Genomic DNA, 13,311 nt, shown 5'->3' with positions numbered 1-13,311 from the left:
CACGGCACGCTGCGGGTCAGCGACGTGGCCGCGCGCGCGGTCCTCGCAGCGGGATCACCTTCCCGCCGAGCCGACCGCCGATGCGCACCGAGTCCCAGGACACCCGCACCGGCAGCCGCTCGCCCGCGAGCTCGCGGACGAGCTGACCGCGCAGCCGCGCTGGCGTCGAGGCCGGCGGCGTGCGGATGGCGGTGGTGATCTCCTCGTCGCTCACCACGCGCCGGGCGAGCCCTGCGCGCTCGATGCGCGCGAAGTAGCCGCTCCCCAGCTCGTGGTAGCGCAGGTCGATCTTCTTCTGCACCGCGAACGCCGCGTCCGGCGCGCAGCCTTCGAGCAGCGTGCGCTTCGTCACCCAGTCGAGCGCCCCCACGAGCTGCGCCGGATCCTCCTCCAGCGCGTCGAGCGCGTCCCCCCACAGGCGCAGGAGCTGGTGCGCGCCGAGCGAGGTGGTGGGCGACGTGCGCACGAACGCGCGCGCCTTCGCGAGGTACGCCCGCTGGATCTCCAGGGCGCTCATCGGCTCGCCCCCCACGATCGCCACCCGCACCTTGAGCGTCGGGTCGGCGCAGATGGCGTGCAGTGCCGCGATCGGATCCGCAGGACGAGGCGCGTCCGAGAGCGCTCCGGCTTCCACCATGTCCAGCACCAGCGAGGTGACCCCCACCTTCAAGAACTCCGCGACCTGGGCCACGTTCGCGTCCGACAGCCCGAGCTGCATCCGCTGGCGGGCCCGGAAGAGCTTCACGTACGGCCGCAGGCGCGCACGGAGGGGCCCCGTCGCGTCCTTGATGAGGTTCCCCGTGTCGATGAGCGGTCGGTTGTCCGGGCCCGCCTTCGACCGCATCACCGCCCGGATCGCTGGACCCTTCTCGCTCAGGCCGAAGTCGCCGTTCGCCTCCAGCGAGCCTGCGCCGGTGAGGATGGGGCGCGAAACCAGGAATCCCAGGGCCGAACGCCGCTCGCGCCGGAACCCAGCGACGCGGATCAGCCACGCCGAGAGGAGGATCCCGGGATTGATCAGCACCTTGTCGAGCACCCGCACCGCTTCCCGGAGCTTCCGGTCCCGGGCCGGGTTCTCTTCGGCGAGCAGCTCGTCCACCAGGTTTCGCTCGCGCCAGCGCGGGATCACGCGCGCGGCGATCAGGAGCCCGAGCATCGCCAGGAGCATCGCGGTGACCAGCACGACGACGAAGGCCCAGAACAGGATGGCCTCCACGAGCACCAGCGGCGCGAGCAGGACGAGGCCGACCCGGTAGACCCACAGCCAGGCGCCCCGCGCGATCTCGACCTCGTAGTTCTCCTGAGCGCCATAGATGTGCCCCTCGGCGTCACGGCAGTTCTTCAGGAGCGTGAACTCGCCCTCGAAGCCCAGGGCCGAGAGCCGTCGCGAGGCGTCCGGGATGGCCTGGAGCAAGAGCGCCTCGATCGCGCGCTGATGACAGACGAGCTGCCCGGCCTCGTCGCACTCGGGCGTCGCCACCTCGACGAGCCCGGCGCTGGGCGCGTAAGGGAACACCTCGTAGGCGATCGAGGCGCCGCTCTCCGTGAAGAGGCGAGACTCTTCGACGCCATGGCTCTCGCCAGGCTGGGTCTGCACCAGCGCTGCCACGGAGTCTGCGAGGGCTTGATAGATGACGTTGTTGCCCGGGCGCGCGCTCGCGGGCTCGCCCGTCGGCGTGAACCGGATGGCCAGCTCCGTCTCCAGTCCGAGGAGGCGGGGCATCGACCGCGCGCTGCTACTCGCCGCCTTCGGGGACGATGCTGTCCTGGAGGTAGCGCTCCGGCGCGATGCGCGCGTCGTCCGCGATCTCTCGCAGCAGCGCCTCGTGCAGCGCCTCCCGGTCGCTCGGGCGTGCTTCCTGGATGTCGAGCTTCCTGACGGCCTGCAACTTCGACGACTGCATGACCTGGGAAGCTATCACGAAGCTGTGCCGCGATCGTTCCAGAGCTTTGCGTCCGTCAGCACGGCAGCGCCGTTCCGATGACGCGGTAGAGCCGCTCTCGTGACGCGGTAAAGCCGCGTCCGTGACGCGATGAAGCTGCGGGAATTTGCCGCATCCGCTGGCACGCGACAGGTACGCCGGTTCACTCTCGCTGCACGATGTCGTGGGTCGGGCTGGTCCGGCCCGCTCCTCCGCACAGGTCGCGCACCCGCTCGAACCAGCCGACGACCGGATCGTTCGCTTCGAGCAGAGGCATCGTGGCGACCGACGCCGCCCAGAGCAGCGCCCCGGCGACCATGAAGTCGGCGTACCCGGCCTCGTGACCCGAGAGGAACGGCTGCTTCAGCACGGTGAGCGTCAGCCGGAGCGGGGCGAAGCGCTCCCGCGCCGCCCCGCGCTGCGCTTCGCGCCTTTCGTGAAGCGCCTCCAGCGTGGTCCCGAAGCGCTTCTCCCGGCTCGCGCGGAAGTCGTCCCGGTCCTCGGGGAGCGTGTGATCGAAAACAGGCCTTCGCCTCCGCAGAGCCCCCGGATGCCGGTGAACCCCACCGGGCGGGCGTCGAAGGGGAGCCGCTTGTGCGCGAGTGCGAACTTGATTCGCCAGCAGAAGGGGCTGGGGCGGCGATCGTCGACACAGGCCAGATCGTGCAGCGTCAAGGTCATGAGGCGGCGGCCAGGGTGCTCGTTCGCGTGGGCGAGGACAAGCCGATCAGGCCCGCCGATGCGGTACGGCTGACGCGCCGCGGCAGCGTGGCCGCCATCAAAATGACCAAAAACTGAACCTCTCCTGCCACCTCGGCGCTAGGTTGCGCGCCCGTGTCGTCGAACTCCGCTTACGACCTCTCCGCGCTGAGCGACGAGGTCGCCCCCGCCACGCCCCGCCCCGTGCGCGCCGAGAACATGACGCGCAGCCTGTTCCACGTCGCCTCCGGGATGGTGGCGCTGGCGATGCTCCGGCTCCTGCCCGACCGGACCTGGCTCGTGGGGGTGAGCGGCGGGCTCATGACGTGGGCGTGGACGATGGAGTTTCTGCGCCGGCGCAGCCCCGCGGTGAACCGGGCGCTGATGCGGGTCTTCTCGCAGGTCGCGCACCCGCACGAGCGTCACCAGGTGAACTCGTCGACCTGGTATCTCACCGCGCTCGTGGGCCTCGCCCTCATCGCGCCGCTGCGTGCGGCGGAGCTGGGTGTGGTGGTGCTGGCGTTCGCCGATCCTGCGGCAGGCTTCATCGGGCGGCGCTTCGGGCGCACGCGCTTGCGCACGGGCCGTTCGCTGGAAGGGACGATGGGCTTCGTGGTGGCGGGCGCGCTGGTCGCGATGGCGACGCTCGCGATCTTCCACCCGCTCCCCTTCCCGTCGATGATGCTGCTGGCCGTCGCGGGGGCCGTGGCAGGCGCGGTGGCCGAGCTGGTCTCCACGCGGCTCGACGACAACTTCACGATCCCCGTCTCCGTCGCTGCCGCCGTGTCGGCCGCAGGGCTCGCGCTCCCCGCGGTGTGAGCTGCACACGGTGGGGGTGACGCCTCATGGAGGCGTCGTCTCCGCGGCATGGAGGGCCTGCCCTCCGCGTCGCCGTGCAGGGCGTGACCCGTCCTGTCGGCGAAGGCGGAAGTAGACGCGGTGATGGGTTGCTCCGTGGCAGGGGGCCATGTGGTGCAACGAAGGTCGCTCGTCGCCTGAGCGGCGCACACGCGCGCAGCCGCACGAGACGATTGCGAGCGGGACATGCGCGCGCCGTCCAGACGCCAGCATGCTGACGACGGCGTGCGTGGTGCTCGCTGGCGAGCTGCCTTCCGGCATTGCATCATCGGTGCTCTCGGCGTCGTGCTGGGCACCCATCGCCACGGCGCGCTCCGTGACCGAGGAACGTGCGCACCCAGCATCCAGAACCCACTCCCAGCACGACCTCACCAGCTGCCGCTGCGCCGTCTCGCACTGGTGTCGCTGGCGCGGCGCCCGTCGTCGCGTTGCTCTCGACGCTCGGGCACGACCTGCGCACACCCCTCAACTCCATCATCGGGTACAGCGAGCTGCTCCAGGAAGAGCTGCGCGACGCCAACCAGGAGGACTGGGTCGACGACCTGGAGCAGATCCGGATGAGCGGTCGGCAGCTCCTGGATCTGATCAACCGCCTCGTCGATCTGGCCAAGGTGGAGGTGGGGCGGGTGGAGTTCGCGCCGGAACCTCAGGTCCTCTCGGCGGCCCTCGCCGAGGTGGTCTCCGCGGTGACGCCGGAGTTCGAGGCGCGTGGGCAGTACGTGCTGTTCGACTGCGCGGGCGACGTGGGGCAGGTGGTGGCGGATCCGGCGCGGTTGCGCCAGTGCCTGTCCTGCGCCGTCCAGAGCATCGCGGAGCTGAGCGGGCCGGGGACGGTGAGCATCGACGTCACGACCCCGGCGACGTCGCCGCAGGTGCGGGTGGCGATCCAGATGATCCTGGATGCGCCGGGGAGCGTCGCGTCCGCGGCGAAGGCGCATGGCGCGGCGCTCCGGTCCGAGGATGTCGGTCCACCGTCGGCGCGCGCCCAGCAGCAGAGTCACCCGAGCTGGTCCGGGGCGCGGCTGCACGCGGGGGCCCAGGTGGGGCTCTTGCTCGCTCGCCGGTTGTGCGAGCTCCTGGGCGGCAGCTTCCAGGTGCAAGCCGGGGCCACGATCGTGCTCGCCTTTCCCTCGGCCGAGCCCCTGGTGCGCGGTGGCGTCGAGAACTCCACGGGAGGCGCCGATGAAGCCGTCCCTCAACCCCTGGTCGCGCCGAGCGGCTAGGCACCCGGAGCTTGCATGGAGCGCATCCTCATCGTCGATGACGACCCTTCGTTCGGGGAGATCATGAAGCGAAAGCTGGAGCGGGCCGGCTTCGCGGTGACGATGCGCGATGGGCCCCTCGGCACCCTCGACGAGCTGAAGCGAGGGGCTTACGACGCGCTCCTGCTCGACGTGCTCATGCCAGCGCTGGACGGGCGCATGCTGGTCCACCTCATCCGCGACACCGAGTCGCTGCGGCGGCTCCGGGTCGTGCTGTGCAGCAGCATGGACACCGTGGACCTCCAGAAGCTCGCCGAGCGCCTGAAGGTGCAGGGGTACATCGCGAAGTCGTCGCCGCTCGACGAGGTGGTGGCCGCGGTGCGGGTCGTGCTCGAGCTGCGGGCGGTCGGGTGAGTCGGGTGCCCGCCCCGGAGGCCACAGGGAGGCGGCGCTACAGCGTCCTGCTCGTGGAGGACCACGAGATGAGCGGCGACATGCTCGTCCGTCGTTTGCGGCGGCGCGGCTACCAGGTCGCCTGGGCGCGTGACGGGGCCGAGGGGGTGGCGATGGCCGGCGCGCTCCGCCCGGACCTGGTGATCATGGATCTGAACCTGCCGGTCCTGGACGGCGTGGCGGCGACCGAGCGCCTCAAGGCGGCGCCGGAGACGCGGGGCATCCCGGTCATCGCGCTGACGGCGCACGTGACGCCCGAGGCCGAGCGCCGGTGCGCTCGGGCGGGGGTGGATGGGTGGGAGGGGAAGCCGGTGAATTTCGACCGGCTCCTGTCGCGCATCGAGGCGATGCAGCAGCTCAGCCAGCGACCTTCTTCCACGACGGGCGAGCGCTGATCCGCGACCACCAGGCGCTCACGTTCGGGCGCGCGGTGATGAGGTCGCCAGCGTTCGCCGCGAACAGGTACGCGAAGTAGGGCATGTAGGTGATGTCGGCGAGGGAGAAGCCGCTCGCGACGAGGTACTCCTGCCCGTTCAGCGCCTTCTCCAGCACGTCGAGGCCGCGGGTCAGGTCGGCCTTGCCGGCCTCGATGAGGCTCTGGTCGGGCTCGCGGCCCTGCATGGGGGCGAAGAGGGCCTGCATGATGATCTTCATGGCCGCGGGCGAGACGTAGGACTGCTCGACGCTGAACCACTGCTCCATCCGCGCCCGGTCCTTCGCATCCGAGGGCGTGAGCGCGACGCCGGGGAGCTTCTGGTCCAGGTAGCGGATGATGGCGCGCGACTCGTAGAGGACGAAGCCGTCGTCGTCGAGGACGGGGACGACGCCGAAGGGCTGCAGGGCGAGGAACTCGGGCTTCTTCTGCGCGCCCTTCATGATGTCCACGAGCTCGAACTCGACCTCGTGCCCCTTCTCGGCGAGAACGGTCATGACCTTGCGGCCGCAGGTGCTCCCAGGGTGGCTGTAGACCTTCATCGATACCCTCCTTGCAACGGACTCGTTTTGCGGTGTCGCGAAGCCGAGGGCCGGCGCGTCCGGCGGGCCCCTTCTCCACCGCAGGGAGCGGAGTAGACCGGAACGACGCGCGAGGGAACCGTGACGTTGGGGGCCGCAATCGACGGCCGGGATCCTATACTCCGCTCATGCGCTCATTCCCTCTGCTCGCCGCGGTCCTCCTCCTCGGCTGCGCCAGCAACGACGCCGAGGCGCCCACCCCGCCCGCCACGCCACGCGCCTGGGAGCGGCTCGGGGCATCCAGCGCGGCGCTGCCCGAAGCGCGAGGGTTCCGGCCCTTCCGCGGCATCATCCACAGCCACTCGCCGTACTCGCACGACGCCTGCGACGACGAGGGCATCGACGAGAATGGCGCGATCAACGCGGCGTGCGCCGCGGATCTCCGGCGTGGGGTCTGCGAGGCGGGGGTGGACTTCGTGTTCCTCACGGATCATCCGTCGTTCATGGAGGAGGCTCCCTTCGAGGATCTGTTCTTCCTGCGAGAGAAGGACGAGGCGGTGCGGTCACCCGCCGGCGCTCTTGCCGGGAACCGCCTCGCGTGTGACGACGGTCGCCGGGTGCTGATCACGGTGGGCCACGAGAACGCGCTGATGTCCGTGGGCCTCGAGCGGCATGTGGCGGACGATCCCGAGGAGCGCAGGACCCTCTACCGGGGGAGCGACGCGGCTTCGGCCGATGCGATGCGCGCGGCGGGGGGCCTGGTGATCATGCCCCACACCGAGTCGCACACCTCGCAGCAGCTTGCGGAGGCGCCGGTGGACGCCATCGAGATTTTCAACTTGCACGCCTCGATCGATCCCGACATCCGCGAGGAATGGCTCGGGCTGGACTCGTTCGGCGCCATTGCGGAGATCCTTCCCTTCAGCAAGAGAGGGGACGACGAGCCGGAGCCGGACCTGGCGTTCCTCGGGTTCTTCCAGGAGCTGCCGCGCTACTTCGAGCTGTGGGACGAGATGCTGCGCGTGCGGCGGATGCCGGGCACGGCCGGGACCGACGTCCACCAGAACTCCTTCGCGTCCTCGATGCGGGACAACGAGCGTGGCGACAGCTACCGCCGGCTGATGCGCTGGTTCTCCAACAACATGCTCTTGCCGGTGGGGAGCGCGGAGCCGGATGTCTGGGCGCTCAAGGAAGCGCTGCGCGAGGGGCGCAGCTACGTCGCGTTCGACATCCTGGGCATCCCTTCGGGGTTCGACTTCCACGCGAAGTCGGGGAGCGAGACGGTGGAGATGGGCGGCGCGCTGCCTGCCGGCGCCTCGATCCACGTCCAGGCGCCCACGGTGCTCGATCCGGACCCCGCGGTGAAGGCGCCCGAGATCACCATGCGGCTGCTCCGGGTGACGCCCACCGGGACCGAGGTGGTCGGAGAGGGCGCGACGATCGACGTCGCCTCCGCGTCACCCGGGCCGCACCGGGTCGAGGTGCGCATCGTGCCGCACCACCTGGCGCACTACCTGGGCCCTGCGCCGGCGAACTACGTGAAGACCTACCTCTGGCTGCTGTCGAACCCGATCTACATCGAGTAGCCGCTGGCGCATGTCGCGAGGCTGTCGGTCGATGGCGTGTGACCGTCGGCCGGTGGCGCGCGGCTGTCAGGCGATGGTGCGTGAGCGCTGGGAGGAGGTGGCGAGGCCCGTGGACCTCGCCGCCGGGTGGGATCAGCGGTCCTTGGGGCCGAAGATCGCGTGACGGAGGAAGCCGAGCTGGCTCTTGGCCAGCTCCTTGGCGAGATCGAGCTTGTCGACCTCGCGGGCGGACGTCCGGCCGAGCAGCTCGCCGGTCTCGTACAGCTCGCGCGTCTTGGCGCGCTGGAGCTTGCCGCTCGAGGTCTTGGGCAGGACGCCAGGGGCGAGCGCGATCACGTCGTCGACCGTGAGGCCGAGGCCTTGCTGCACGGCCTTGCGGACCTCGCTCTGGAGGGCCTGCTTCTCGGCCGGCGCGGTCACGCTGGTCTCGAAGGCGATGACCACCCGTTCCCGGTCGTTGGTCGGCTTCATCGTGCCGAAGGCGATGACGTTGCCCTTGCGCACGCCCTGCACCGCGCCCGCTTCCCACTCCAGATCCTGCGGGTAGTAGTTGCGGCCGTTGACGATGATCACTTCCTTCGAGCGTCCGCAGATGTGGACGTAGCCGTCGGCGAGGTAGCCGAGGTCGCCGGTCTTGAGCCAGCCGCCGGCGAAGGCCTTCCGGGTGAGCTCGGGCTCGTTGTAGTAGCCGGGGGTCACGCTGGGCCCGCGCAGGCGCAGCTCGCCGACCTCGCGGTCGCCGAGGGGGCGCGCGCTTTCCTCGTCGTCGGCGGCGAAGACGCCGATCTCGTGTCCCTCGAACGCCTTGCCACACTGCACGATGGGCATGGCACCCTCGTCGCCTTCGTCGCCAGGGGTGGGGATGGCCTTGCCCTCGGCCCACAGCGCCTCGCCGCGCACGTTGTCGGTGATGACGCCGGTGTGGACCTGGCTGAACGAGATGGCGAGCGTGCTCTCGGCCATGCCGTAGCAGCAGACGAACGCCTTCTCGCTGAAGCCGACGCGCGCGAACTTGTCGGCGAAGGCGCGCAGGTTCTCGGCGCGGATGGGCTCGGCGCCGCAGCCGGCGACGCGCCAGTTCGAGAGGTCGAGGCCCTCCATCTCCTGCTCGCGGACACGCTTGACGCAGAGGGCGTAGGCGAAGTTCGGGCCGAAGGAGATGCTGCCTTTGTAACGGCTCAGGGCCTCCAGCCAGCGCGCGGGGCGCTTCAGGAACAGGAGCGGCGGCAGGAAGGTGATGGTGTTGACGTGGTAGAGCGGCGCCATCACGAAGCCGATGAGGCCCATGTCGTGGTAGAGCGGCAGCCACGAGACGCCGCTGTCGACGCTGTTCGTGACGCCGAGGCCGAGCTGCATGATGGCGCGCACGTTCGCGGCGAGGTTGTCGTGGGTGAGGATCACGCCCTTCGGGCGGGACGTGGAGCCGCTCGTGAACTGGAGGAAGCAGGGGTCGGACAGCTCGATCTTGGCCGGGCGGAGGTCCTCGCGCGCGCTGCGCAGGGGCTCGACGGCGACGACCTGTTCGAGCGCGGTGGCCTGGGACTGGATGGTGCCCAGCATGCGCTTGATCTCGGTGTTCGTGAGGAGCACCTTCGCGCCGCTCTTCTCGACGATGTGGAGGGTGTTCTCCAGGTAGCCGGCGAGCTTGCCGAGGCCCGTGGGCGGGTAGATGGGGACGGGGATGATGCCGGCGCGGATGGCGCCGAGGAACGCGAAGACGAAGTCGGCGTTGTCGGGGAGGATCAGGGCGACCCGGTCACCCTTCACGAGCCCCAGTGCCTGGAGTGCGCCGCCGAAGCGGGCGCTGGCGCGCTCGATGCCGGCGTGGGTGAAGAAGGGCTCGGCGTCGGACGACTCTTCGAGGAAGCGGAAGCCGGTCTTGGTGCTGACGGCGGCGTCCTCGATGGCCTGGGCGACGGTGCGCGGTTTCCAGTCGGCCGTCATCCTGCGAGCCTTCCGTCGCTCTGGAGGCGTGTCTCGATCGCCTTCGCCACGTCACCCACCGTCTCGACCTCGCGCAGCGCGTCGTCGGGGATGGTGAGTTTGAACTTGTCCTCGAGGTCGGCGAGGACCTCCATCACCCCGAGCGAGTCGATGCTCAGGTCACCCACGAGATGGCTGCCGTCCGTGACTTCCACGTCACCGGGGGCATGGCCTTTGAGCACCTCGATGAGCTCGGCCCTCACGTTGTCCCTCGTCCACGTCATGGGGCGCCTCTAGCGCAACTCGGGCGAGGCGAGGAGAGGAAGGACCGTGCGTAGCGGGCTACGCTTTTTCGGCGGTGGTTGCAGCGCGGGCGGCGTCGACGAGCGCACGCAACCGCGCGATGCCCTCCAGGGCGCGCGCGCCGTACCACATGAGATCCTTGCCGTCGCAGTGGACGATCTGTCCGTTTCTGGCCGCCGGGATGGGAAGCTTCCGGAAGACCTCGGCGTCGACGGTGGTGAAGGGGTGGGGCTCGTCGGGCAGGAGGATGATCTCCGGGGCGCGCTCGACGAGCTCGTCCAGGGTGATCCGTGGGTAACGGGTGTCACGGTCGCCCACCCGGTCGGGGGAGAGGGGTTTGCCGGTCCCGGTGTCCGCGGCGAGCGGGTAGCGCCGCGGGCGGTCGGCGAACACGTTCTGTGCGCCGGCCAGATCGAGCGCGTCGGAGAGGAAGGTCTCGCCGTTGGCGGTCATCAGCGGGTCCATCCAGATGGGCACGAAGGCGCGGAGGGGCGGGAGCTGGCTGCGGCTGGCCTCGGCTTCGCGCTGGACGCGGTAGGCCTCGGCGATGAAGGCGCGGCCTGGCCCGGTGCTGCGGGCGTCCACACCGAGCAGGCGCGCGAGGCGCGCGAGGTGGGCGACGCCTTCGCTGACCCGACGGGGGAACGAGACGAAGACCCGCACGCCCGCGCTCTCGAGCCGCTCGATGTCGCGGCGGTTGTTCTCTTCCTGGTTGGCGACGACCACGTCGGGCTCCAGGGCGACGATGCGGTCGACGTCGGCGTCCTTGGTGCCGCCCACCGTCTCGATGGAGGCGACCTCGTCGGCTGGCTCGAAGCAGTAGCGCGTCCGGGCCACGACCCGCTCGCCGGCGCCGAGGCGCAGGAGGGAATAGGTGTCGCTGGGGACCAGCGAGACGATGCGCTGCGGGGGCTCGGGCCAGACGTGCTTGCGGGCGCGGTCGTCGTGAAGGCTGATCACATGCATCTGGAAACTCACTCCGTCTCGTTCTCGACGATGACCTGCGGTGAAAGGGTGAGGTTGCCCTCGTCGACCTTCCCCGTCATGGCGAAGAGGCTGGTCGTTCCGTCGGCGTCCAGGTCTCCGCGAGCGGCTGCTTCGAAGTCGAGCGCACCGGGGGCGGCGTTCGAGGTCGTCGCCAGGTAACCCGAACCGTGGTTGTAGTGGTACTGGTAATGGGTCGGTGTGATGATGAAGAAGCGCAGGCACGTCCACCCCTCCGTCTCGCTCCCGGTCTCCCAGTCGACGTAACCCGGGACGTACTTTCCCCCCGCAGGGATCTCGACGGGGACGGGCCGCGCCGAGTCACAGAGCCTGCCCGCCTCGCCAGGCACCTGGGCCGAGCTCTCGAAGGCGGCGGCGGTGGCGCGGGTGATCGCCTTGATGTTGTGTCGGGCCTCCGCGGTCTTCGCCGCGACCATGTAGCGACGGACGCCGTAGACGGCGAGGGTGGCCATGACGCCGAGCGCGCCGATCCCCACGGGGATGAGGCAGAGCAGGATCAGGAGCCAGGTCGGGAATTTCTTCGGTGGGGTGGGGGGAAGTGGCGCTGGCGGTTGCATGGGCGGGCCGTACGGAGGGGTCGGGGCGGCTTGCATGAGCCGAGATGCTACCGAGGGCCTTCCGGATGAGCCATCGAGCCAGCGGGCGTGGTTCGCTGCGAAAGGTGGCGAAACGGGCCGTCCTCTGGAATCTTAGGCGTCGGTGACGAGGAGCTTTTCATGAACGAATTCCGCTACGAAGACCTGCTGCCCATCGGTAAGGACACGACGCCCTACCGGCTGCTCACGAAGGATCACGTCTCCACCTTCGAGGCGGCTGGCCAGACCTTCCTGCGGGTGGAGCCGGAGGCGCTCACGGTGCTCACGCGCGAGGCGATGCGGGACATCGCGCACCTGCTGCGGCCCGGGCACCTCGCTCAGCTCCGGAAGATCCTCGACGATCCGGAGGCGTCGGCGAACGATCGCTTCGTCGCGCTCGACCTGCTCAAGAACGCGAACATCGCCGCAGGCGGCGTGCTGCCGATGTGCCAGGACACGGGCACGGCCATCGTGATGGGCAAGAAGGGGCAGCTCGTCTTCACGGGCGGCGGGGACGAGGCGGCCATCGCGCGCGGCGTGTACGACACGTACCGGACGGCGAATCTCCGGTACTCGCAGCTCGCGCCGGTCGACATGTTCACCGAGAAGAACACGGGCAACAACCTGCCGGCCCAGATCGAGATCTTCGCGACCGATGGCGACGCCTACAAGTTCCTGTTCATGGCCAAGGGCGGGGGCTCGGCCAACAAGACCTACCTGTTCCAGGAGACCAAGGCGCTCCTCAACCCGAGTGGCCTGACGGCGTTCCTGGAGAAGAACCTGCGCGCGCTGGGCACCGCGGCTTGCCCGCCGTACCACCTGGCCGTCGTCATCGGCGGCACGTCGGCCGAGCACACGCTGAAGACGGCGAAGCTCGCTTCGGCCCGTTACCTGGACGCGCTGCCCACGACGGGGGACGCGGCGACGGGGCACGGCTTCCGGGATCTGGAGGTGGAGCAGCAGGTCCTGGAGCTGACGCGGCGCATGGGCATCGGGGCGCAGTTCGGGGGCAAGTACTTCTGCCACGACGTGCGGGTGATCCGCCTGCCGCGGCACGGGGCGAGCTGTCCGGTGGGGATCGCCGTCTCCTGCTCTGCGGATCGGCAAGCGCTCGGCAAGATCACGAAGGATGGCGTGTTCCTGGAGCAGCTCGAGGCCGACCCGGCGAAGTACCTGCCCGAGACCGACGACACCGACCTGCCCGGTGAGGTGGTGAAGGTCGATCTCAGCCAGCCGATGAGCGAGATCCGTGCGCTCCTGTCGCGGTATCCGATCAAGACGCGGCTGTCGCTCACGGGGCCGATGGTGGTGGCGCGCGACATCGCCCACGCGAAGATCAAGGAGCGGCTGGAGCGCGGCGAGGGGATGCCGAAGTACCTCCAGGATCACTGCGTGTACTACGCGGGGCCAGCGAAGACGCCCGAGGGATATGCGTCGGGGAGCTTCGGGCCGACGACGGCGGGCCGCATGGACGCCTACGTGGACCTGCTCATGGCGGCGGGCGGGAGCCACGTGATGCTGGCCAAGGGCAACCGCTCGCCGGCGGTGACGGCGGCGTGCAAGCAGTACGGGGGGTTCTATCTCGGCTCGATCGGCGGGCCGGCTGCGCGTCTGGCGAAGGACTGCATCAAGAAGGTCGAGGTGCTGGAGTACCCCGAGCTCGGGATGGAGGCCGTCTGGCGGATCGAGGTGGTGGACTTCCCGGCCTTCATCGTGGTCGACGACAAGGGGAACGACTTCTTCGCCGCCCTGACGGGGCCCGGCGCTGGCGGGGGGAAGTCGCTGCCCGTGAAGGGGTGAGCGTGGGCGGAGCCTGGGGCTGCTAGGCTTC

The 13,311-nt window shown here is 69.8% G+C and carries 15 protein-coding genes; 7 read left to right on the top strand and 8 right to left on the bottom strand.

Features of this window, described 5'->3' with window-relative positions; all coding sequences use genetic code 11:
- Window positions 1-16: 16 nt before the first annotated feature.
- The 3 genes from CMC5_RS38815 to CMC5_RS49330 all read right to left on the bottom strand — a co-directional run bounded on the left by CMC5_RS38815 (window position 17) and on the right by CMC5_RS49330 (window position 2,463).
- The gene (locus tag CMC5_RS38815) at window positions 17-1,723 is read right to left on the bottom strand and encodes a proteasome accessory factor PafA2 family protein (RefSeq protein ID WP_050435126.1); all 1,707 of its coding nucleotides are present in this window, start codon (window positions 1,721-1,723) and stop codon (window positions 17-19) included.
- 13 nt (window positions 1,724-1,736) lie between these two features.
- A complete protein-coding gene (locus CMC5_RS45495; RefSeq protein ID WP_156339197.1) occupies window positions 1,737-1,904 on the bottom strand; it encodes a hypothetical protein in 168 nt (55 codons plus the stop codon).
- 181 nt (window positions 1,905-2,085) lie between these two features.
- A complete protein-coding gene (locus tag CMC5_RS49330; RefSeq protein ID WP_425394846.1) occupies window positions 2,086-2,463 on the bottom strand; it encodes a glutathione binding-like protein in 378 nt (125 codons plus the stop codon).
- Between the two features lie 53 nt (window positions 2,464-2,516).
- Here CMC5_RS49330 and CMC5_RS45485 point away from each other — a divergent pair, with 53 nt between their 5' ends.
- The 5 genes from CMC5_RS45485 to CMC5_RS38785 all read left to right on the top strand — a co-directional run bounded on the left by CMC5_RS45485 (window position 2,517) and on the right by CMC5_RS38785 (window position 5,529).
- Window positions 2,517-2,720 carry a hypothetical protein gene (locus tag CMC5_RS45485; RefSeq protein WP_156339195.1) on the top strand — a complete coding sequence of 68 codons (204 nt, stop codon included), beginning with the start codon at window positions 2,517-2,519 and terminating at the stop codon, window positions 2,718-2,720.
- Window positions 2,721-2,756: 36 nt separating this feature from the next.
- Complete coding sequence (locus CMC5_RS38800) at window positions 2,757-3,440, top strand: diacylglycerol/polyprenol kinase family protein (RefSeq protein WP_050435123.1); 684 nt, start codon at window positions 2,757-2,759, stop codon at window positions 3,438-3,440.
- A 368-nt stretch (window positions 3,441-3,808) separates the two neighbouring features.
- On the top strand, window positions 3,809-4,702 hold the full coding sequence (locus tag CMC5_RS38795; protein WP_082363222.1) for a sensor histidine kinase: 894 nt from the start codon (window positions 3,809-3,811) through the stop codon (window positions 4,700-4,702).
- Between the two features lie 15 nt (window positions 4,703-4,717).
- Complete coding sequence (locus tag CMC5_RS38790) at window positions 4,718-5,095, top strand: response regulator (RefSeq protein WP_050435121.1); 378 nt, start codon at window positions 4,718-4,720, stop codon at window positions 5,093-5,095.
- Complete coding sequence (locus CMC5_RS38785) at window positions 5,092-5,529, top strand: response regulator (RefSeq protein ID WP_245678119.1); 438 nt, start codon at window positions 5,092-5,094, stop codon at window positions 5,527-5,529. The genes CMC5_RS38790 and CMC5_RS38785 overlap by 4 nt, the downstream gene beginning before the upstream one ends.
- Here the strand turns inward: CMC5_RS38785 and CMC5_RS38780 are convergent.
- Complete coding sequence (locus CMC5_RS38780) at window positions 5,492-6,109, bottom strand: glutathione S-transferase family protein (protein ID WP_050435120.1); 618 nt, start codon at window positions 6,107-6,109, stop codon at window positions 5,492-5,494. The two genes, CMC5_RS38785 and CMC5_RS38780, sit on opposite strands and share 38 nt — an antisense overlap.
- A gap of 167 nt (window positions 6,110-6,276) precedes the next feature.
- Between CMC5_RS38780 and CMC5_RS38775 the strand changes: the two genes are divergently transcribed.
- Window positions 6,277-7,674 (top strand): CehA/McbA family metallohydrolase domain-containing protein, encoded by a 1,398-nt coding sequence (locus CMC5_RS38775; protein WP_050435119.1) that lies wholly within the window; start codon window positions 6,277-6,279, stop codon window positions 7,672-7,674.
- 132 nt (window positions 7,675-7,806) lie between these two features.
- Here the strand turns inward: CMC5_RS38775 and CMC5_RS38770 are convergent, their stop codons facing one another.
- Genes CMC5_RS38770 through CMC5_RS38755 form a run of 4 tightly spaced genes read right to left on the bottom strand, consistent with a single transcriptional unit; the run spans window position 7,807 to window position 11,498 of the window.
- On the bottom strand, window positions 7,807-9,618 hold the full coding sequence (locus CMC5_RS38770; protein WP_050435117.1) for a fatty acyl-AMP ligase: 1,812 nt from the start codon (window positions 9,616-9,618) through the stop codon (window positions 7,807-7,809).
- The gene (locus CMC5_RS38765; protein ID WP_050435116.1) at window positions 9,615-9,881 is read right to left on the bottom strand and encodes an acyl carrier protein; all 267 of its coding nucleotides are present in this window, start codon (window positions 9,879-9,881) and stop codon (window positions 9,615-9,617) included. The genes CMC5_RS38770 and CMC5_RS38765 overlap by 4 nt, the downstream gene beginning before the upstream one ends.
- Window positions 9,882-9,939: 58 nt before the next feature.
- The gene (locus CMC5_RS38760) at window positions 9,940-10,878 is read right to left on the bottom strand and encodes an ABC transporter substrate-binding protein (RefSeq protein ID WP_245678118.1); all 939 of its coding nucleotides are present in this window, start codon (window positions 10,876-10,878) and stop codon (window positions 9,940-9,942) included.
- Window positions 10,875-11,498 (bottom strand): hypothetical protein, encoded by a 624-nt coding sequence (locus tag CMC5_RS38755; protein ID WP_050435114.1) that lies wholly within the window; start codon window positions 11,496-11,498, stop codon window positions 10,875-10,877. Before CMC5_RS38755 ends, CMC5_RS38760 begins: the two co-directional genes overlap by 4 nt.
- Window positions 11,499-11,621: 123 nt before the next feature.
- On the opposite strand from CMC5_RS38755, the gene CMC5_RS38750 reads away from it, so the two are divergent.
- Window positions 11,622-13,280 (top strand): fumarate hydratase, encoded by a 1,659-nt coding sequence (locus CMC5_RS38750; RefSeq protein WP_050435113.1) that lies wholly within the window; start codon window positions 11,622-11,624, stop codon window positions 13,278-13,280.
- Window positions 13,281-13,311 lie beyond the last annotated feature (31 nt).

It is taken from the genome of Chondromyces crocatus (assembly GCF_001189295.1).
In the GTDB taxonomy this organism is placed as follows: domain Bacteria; phylum Myxococcota_A; class Polyangia; order Polyangiales; family Polyangiaceae; genus Chondromyces; species Chondromyces crocatus.
Note: the sequence above shows the minus strand (reverse complement) of the source record. Positions and strands in the feature narration are given on the sequence as shown.

Coding starts and splice junctions, on each gene's coding strand:
- CMC5_RS38815 (WP_050435126.1), bottom strand. CDS start 1,723: ATGCCCCGCCTCCTCGGACTGGAGACGGAGCTGGCCATCCGGTTCACG.
- CMC5_RS45495 (WP_156339197.1), bottom strand. CDS start 1,904: ATGCAGTCGTCGAAGTTGCAGGCCGTCAGGAAGCTCGACATCCAGGAA.
- CMC5_RS38790 (WP_050435121.1), top strand. CDS start 4,718: ATGGAGCGCATCCTCATCGTCGATGACGACCCTTCGTTCGGGGAGATC.
- CMC5_RS38780 (WP_050435120.1), bottom strand. CDS start 6,109: ATGAAGGTCTACAGCCACCCTGGGAGCACCTGCGGCCGCAAGGTCATG.
- CMC5_RS38775 (WP_050435119.1), top strand. CDS start 6,277: ATGCGCTCATTCCCTCTGCTCGCCGCGGTCCTCCTCCTCGGCTGCGCC.
- CMC5_RS38770 (WP_050435117.1), bottom strand. CDS start 9,618: ATGACGGCCGACTGGAAACCGCGCACCGTCGCCCAGGCCATCGAGGAC.
- CMC5_RS38765 (WP_050435116.1), bottom strand. CDS start 9,881: ATGACGTGGACGAGGGACAACGTGAGGGCCGAGCTCATCGAGGTGCTC.
- CMC5_RS38755 (WP_050435114.1), bottom strand. CDS start 11,498: ATGCAAGCCGCCCCGACCCCTCCGTACGGCCCGCCCATGCAACCGCCA.
- CMC5_RS38750 (WP_050435113.1), top strand. CDS start 11,622: ATGAACGAATTCCGCTACGAAGACCTGCTGCCCATCGGTAAGGACACG.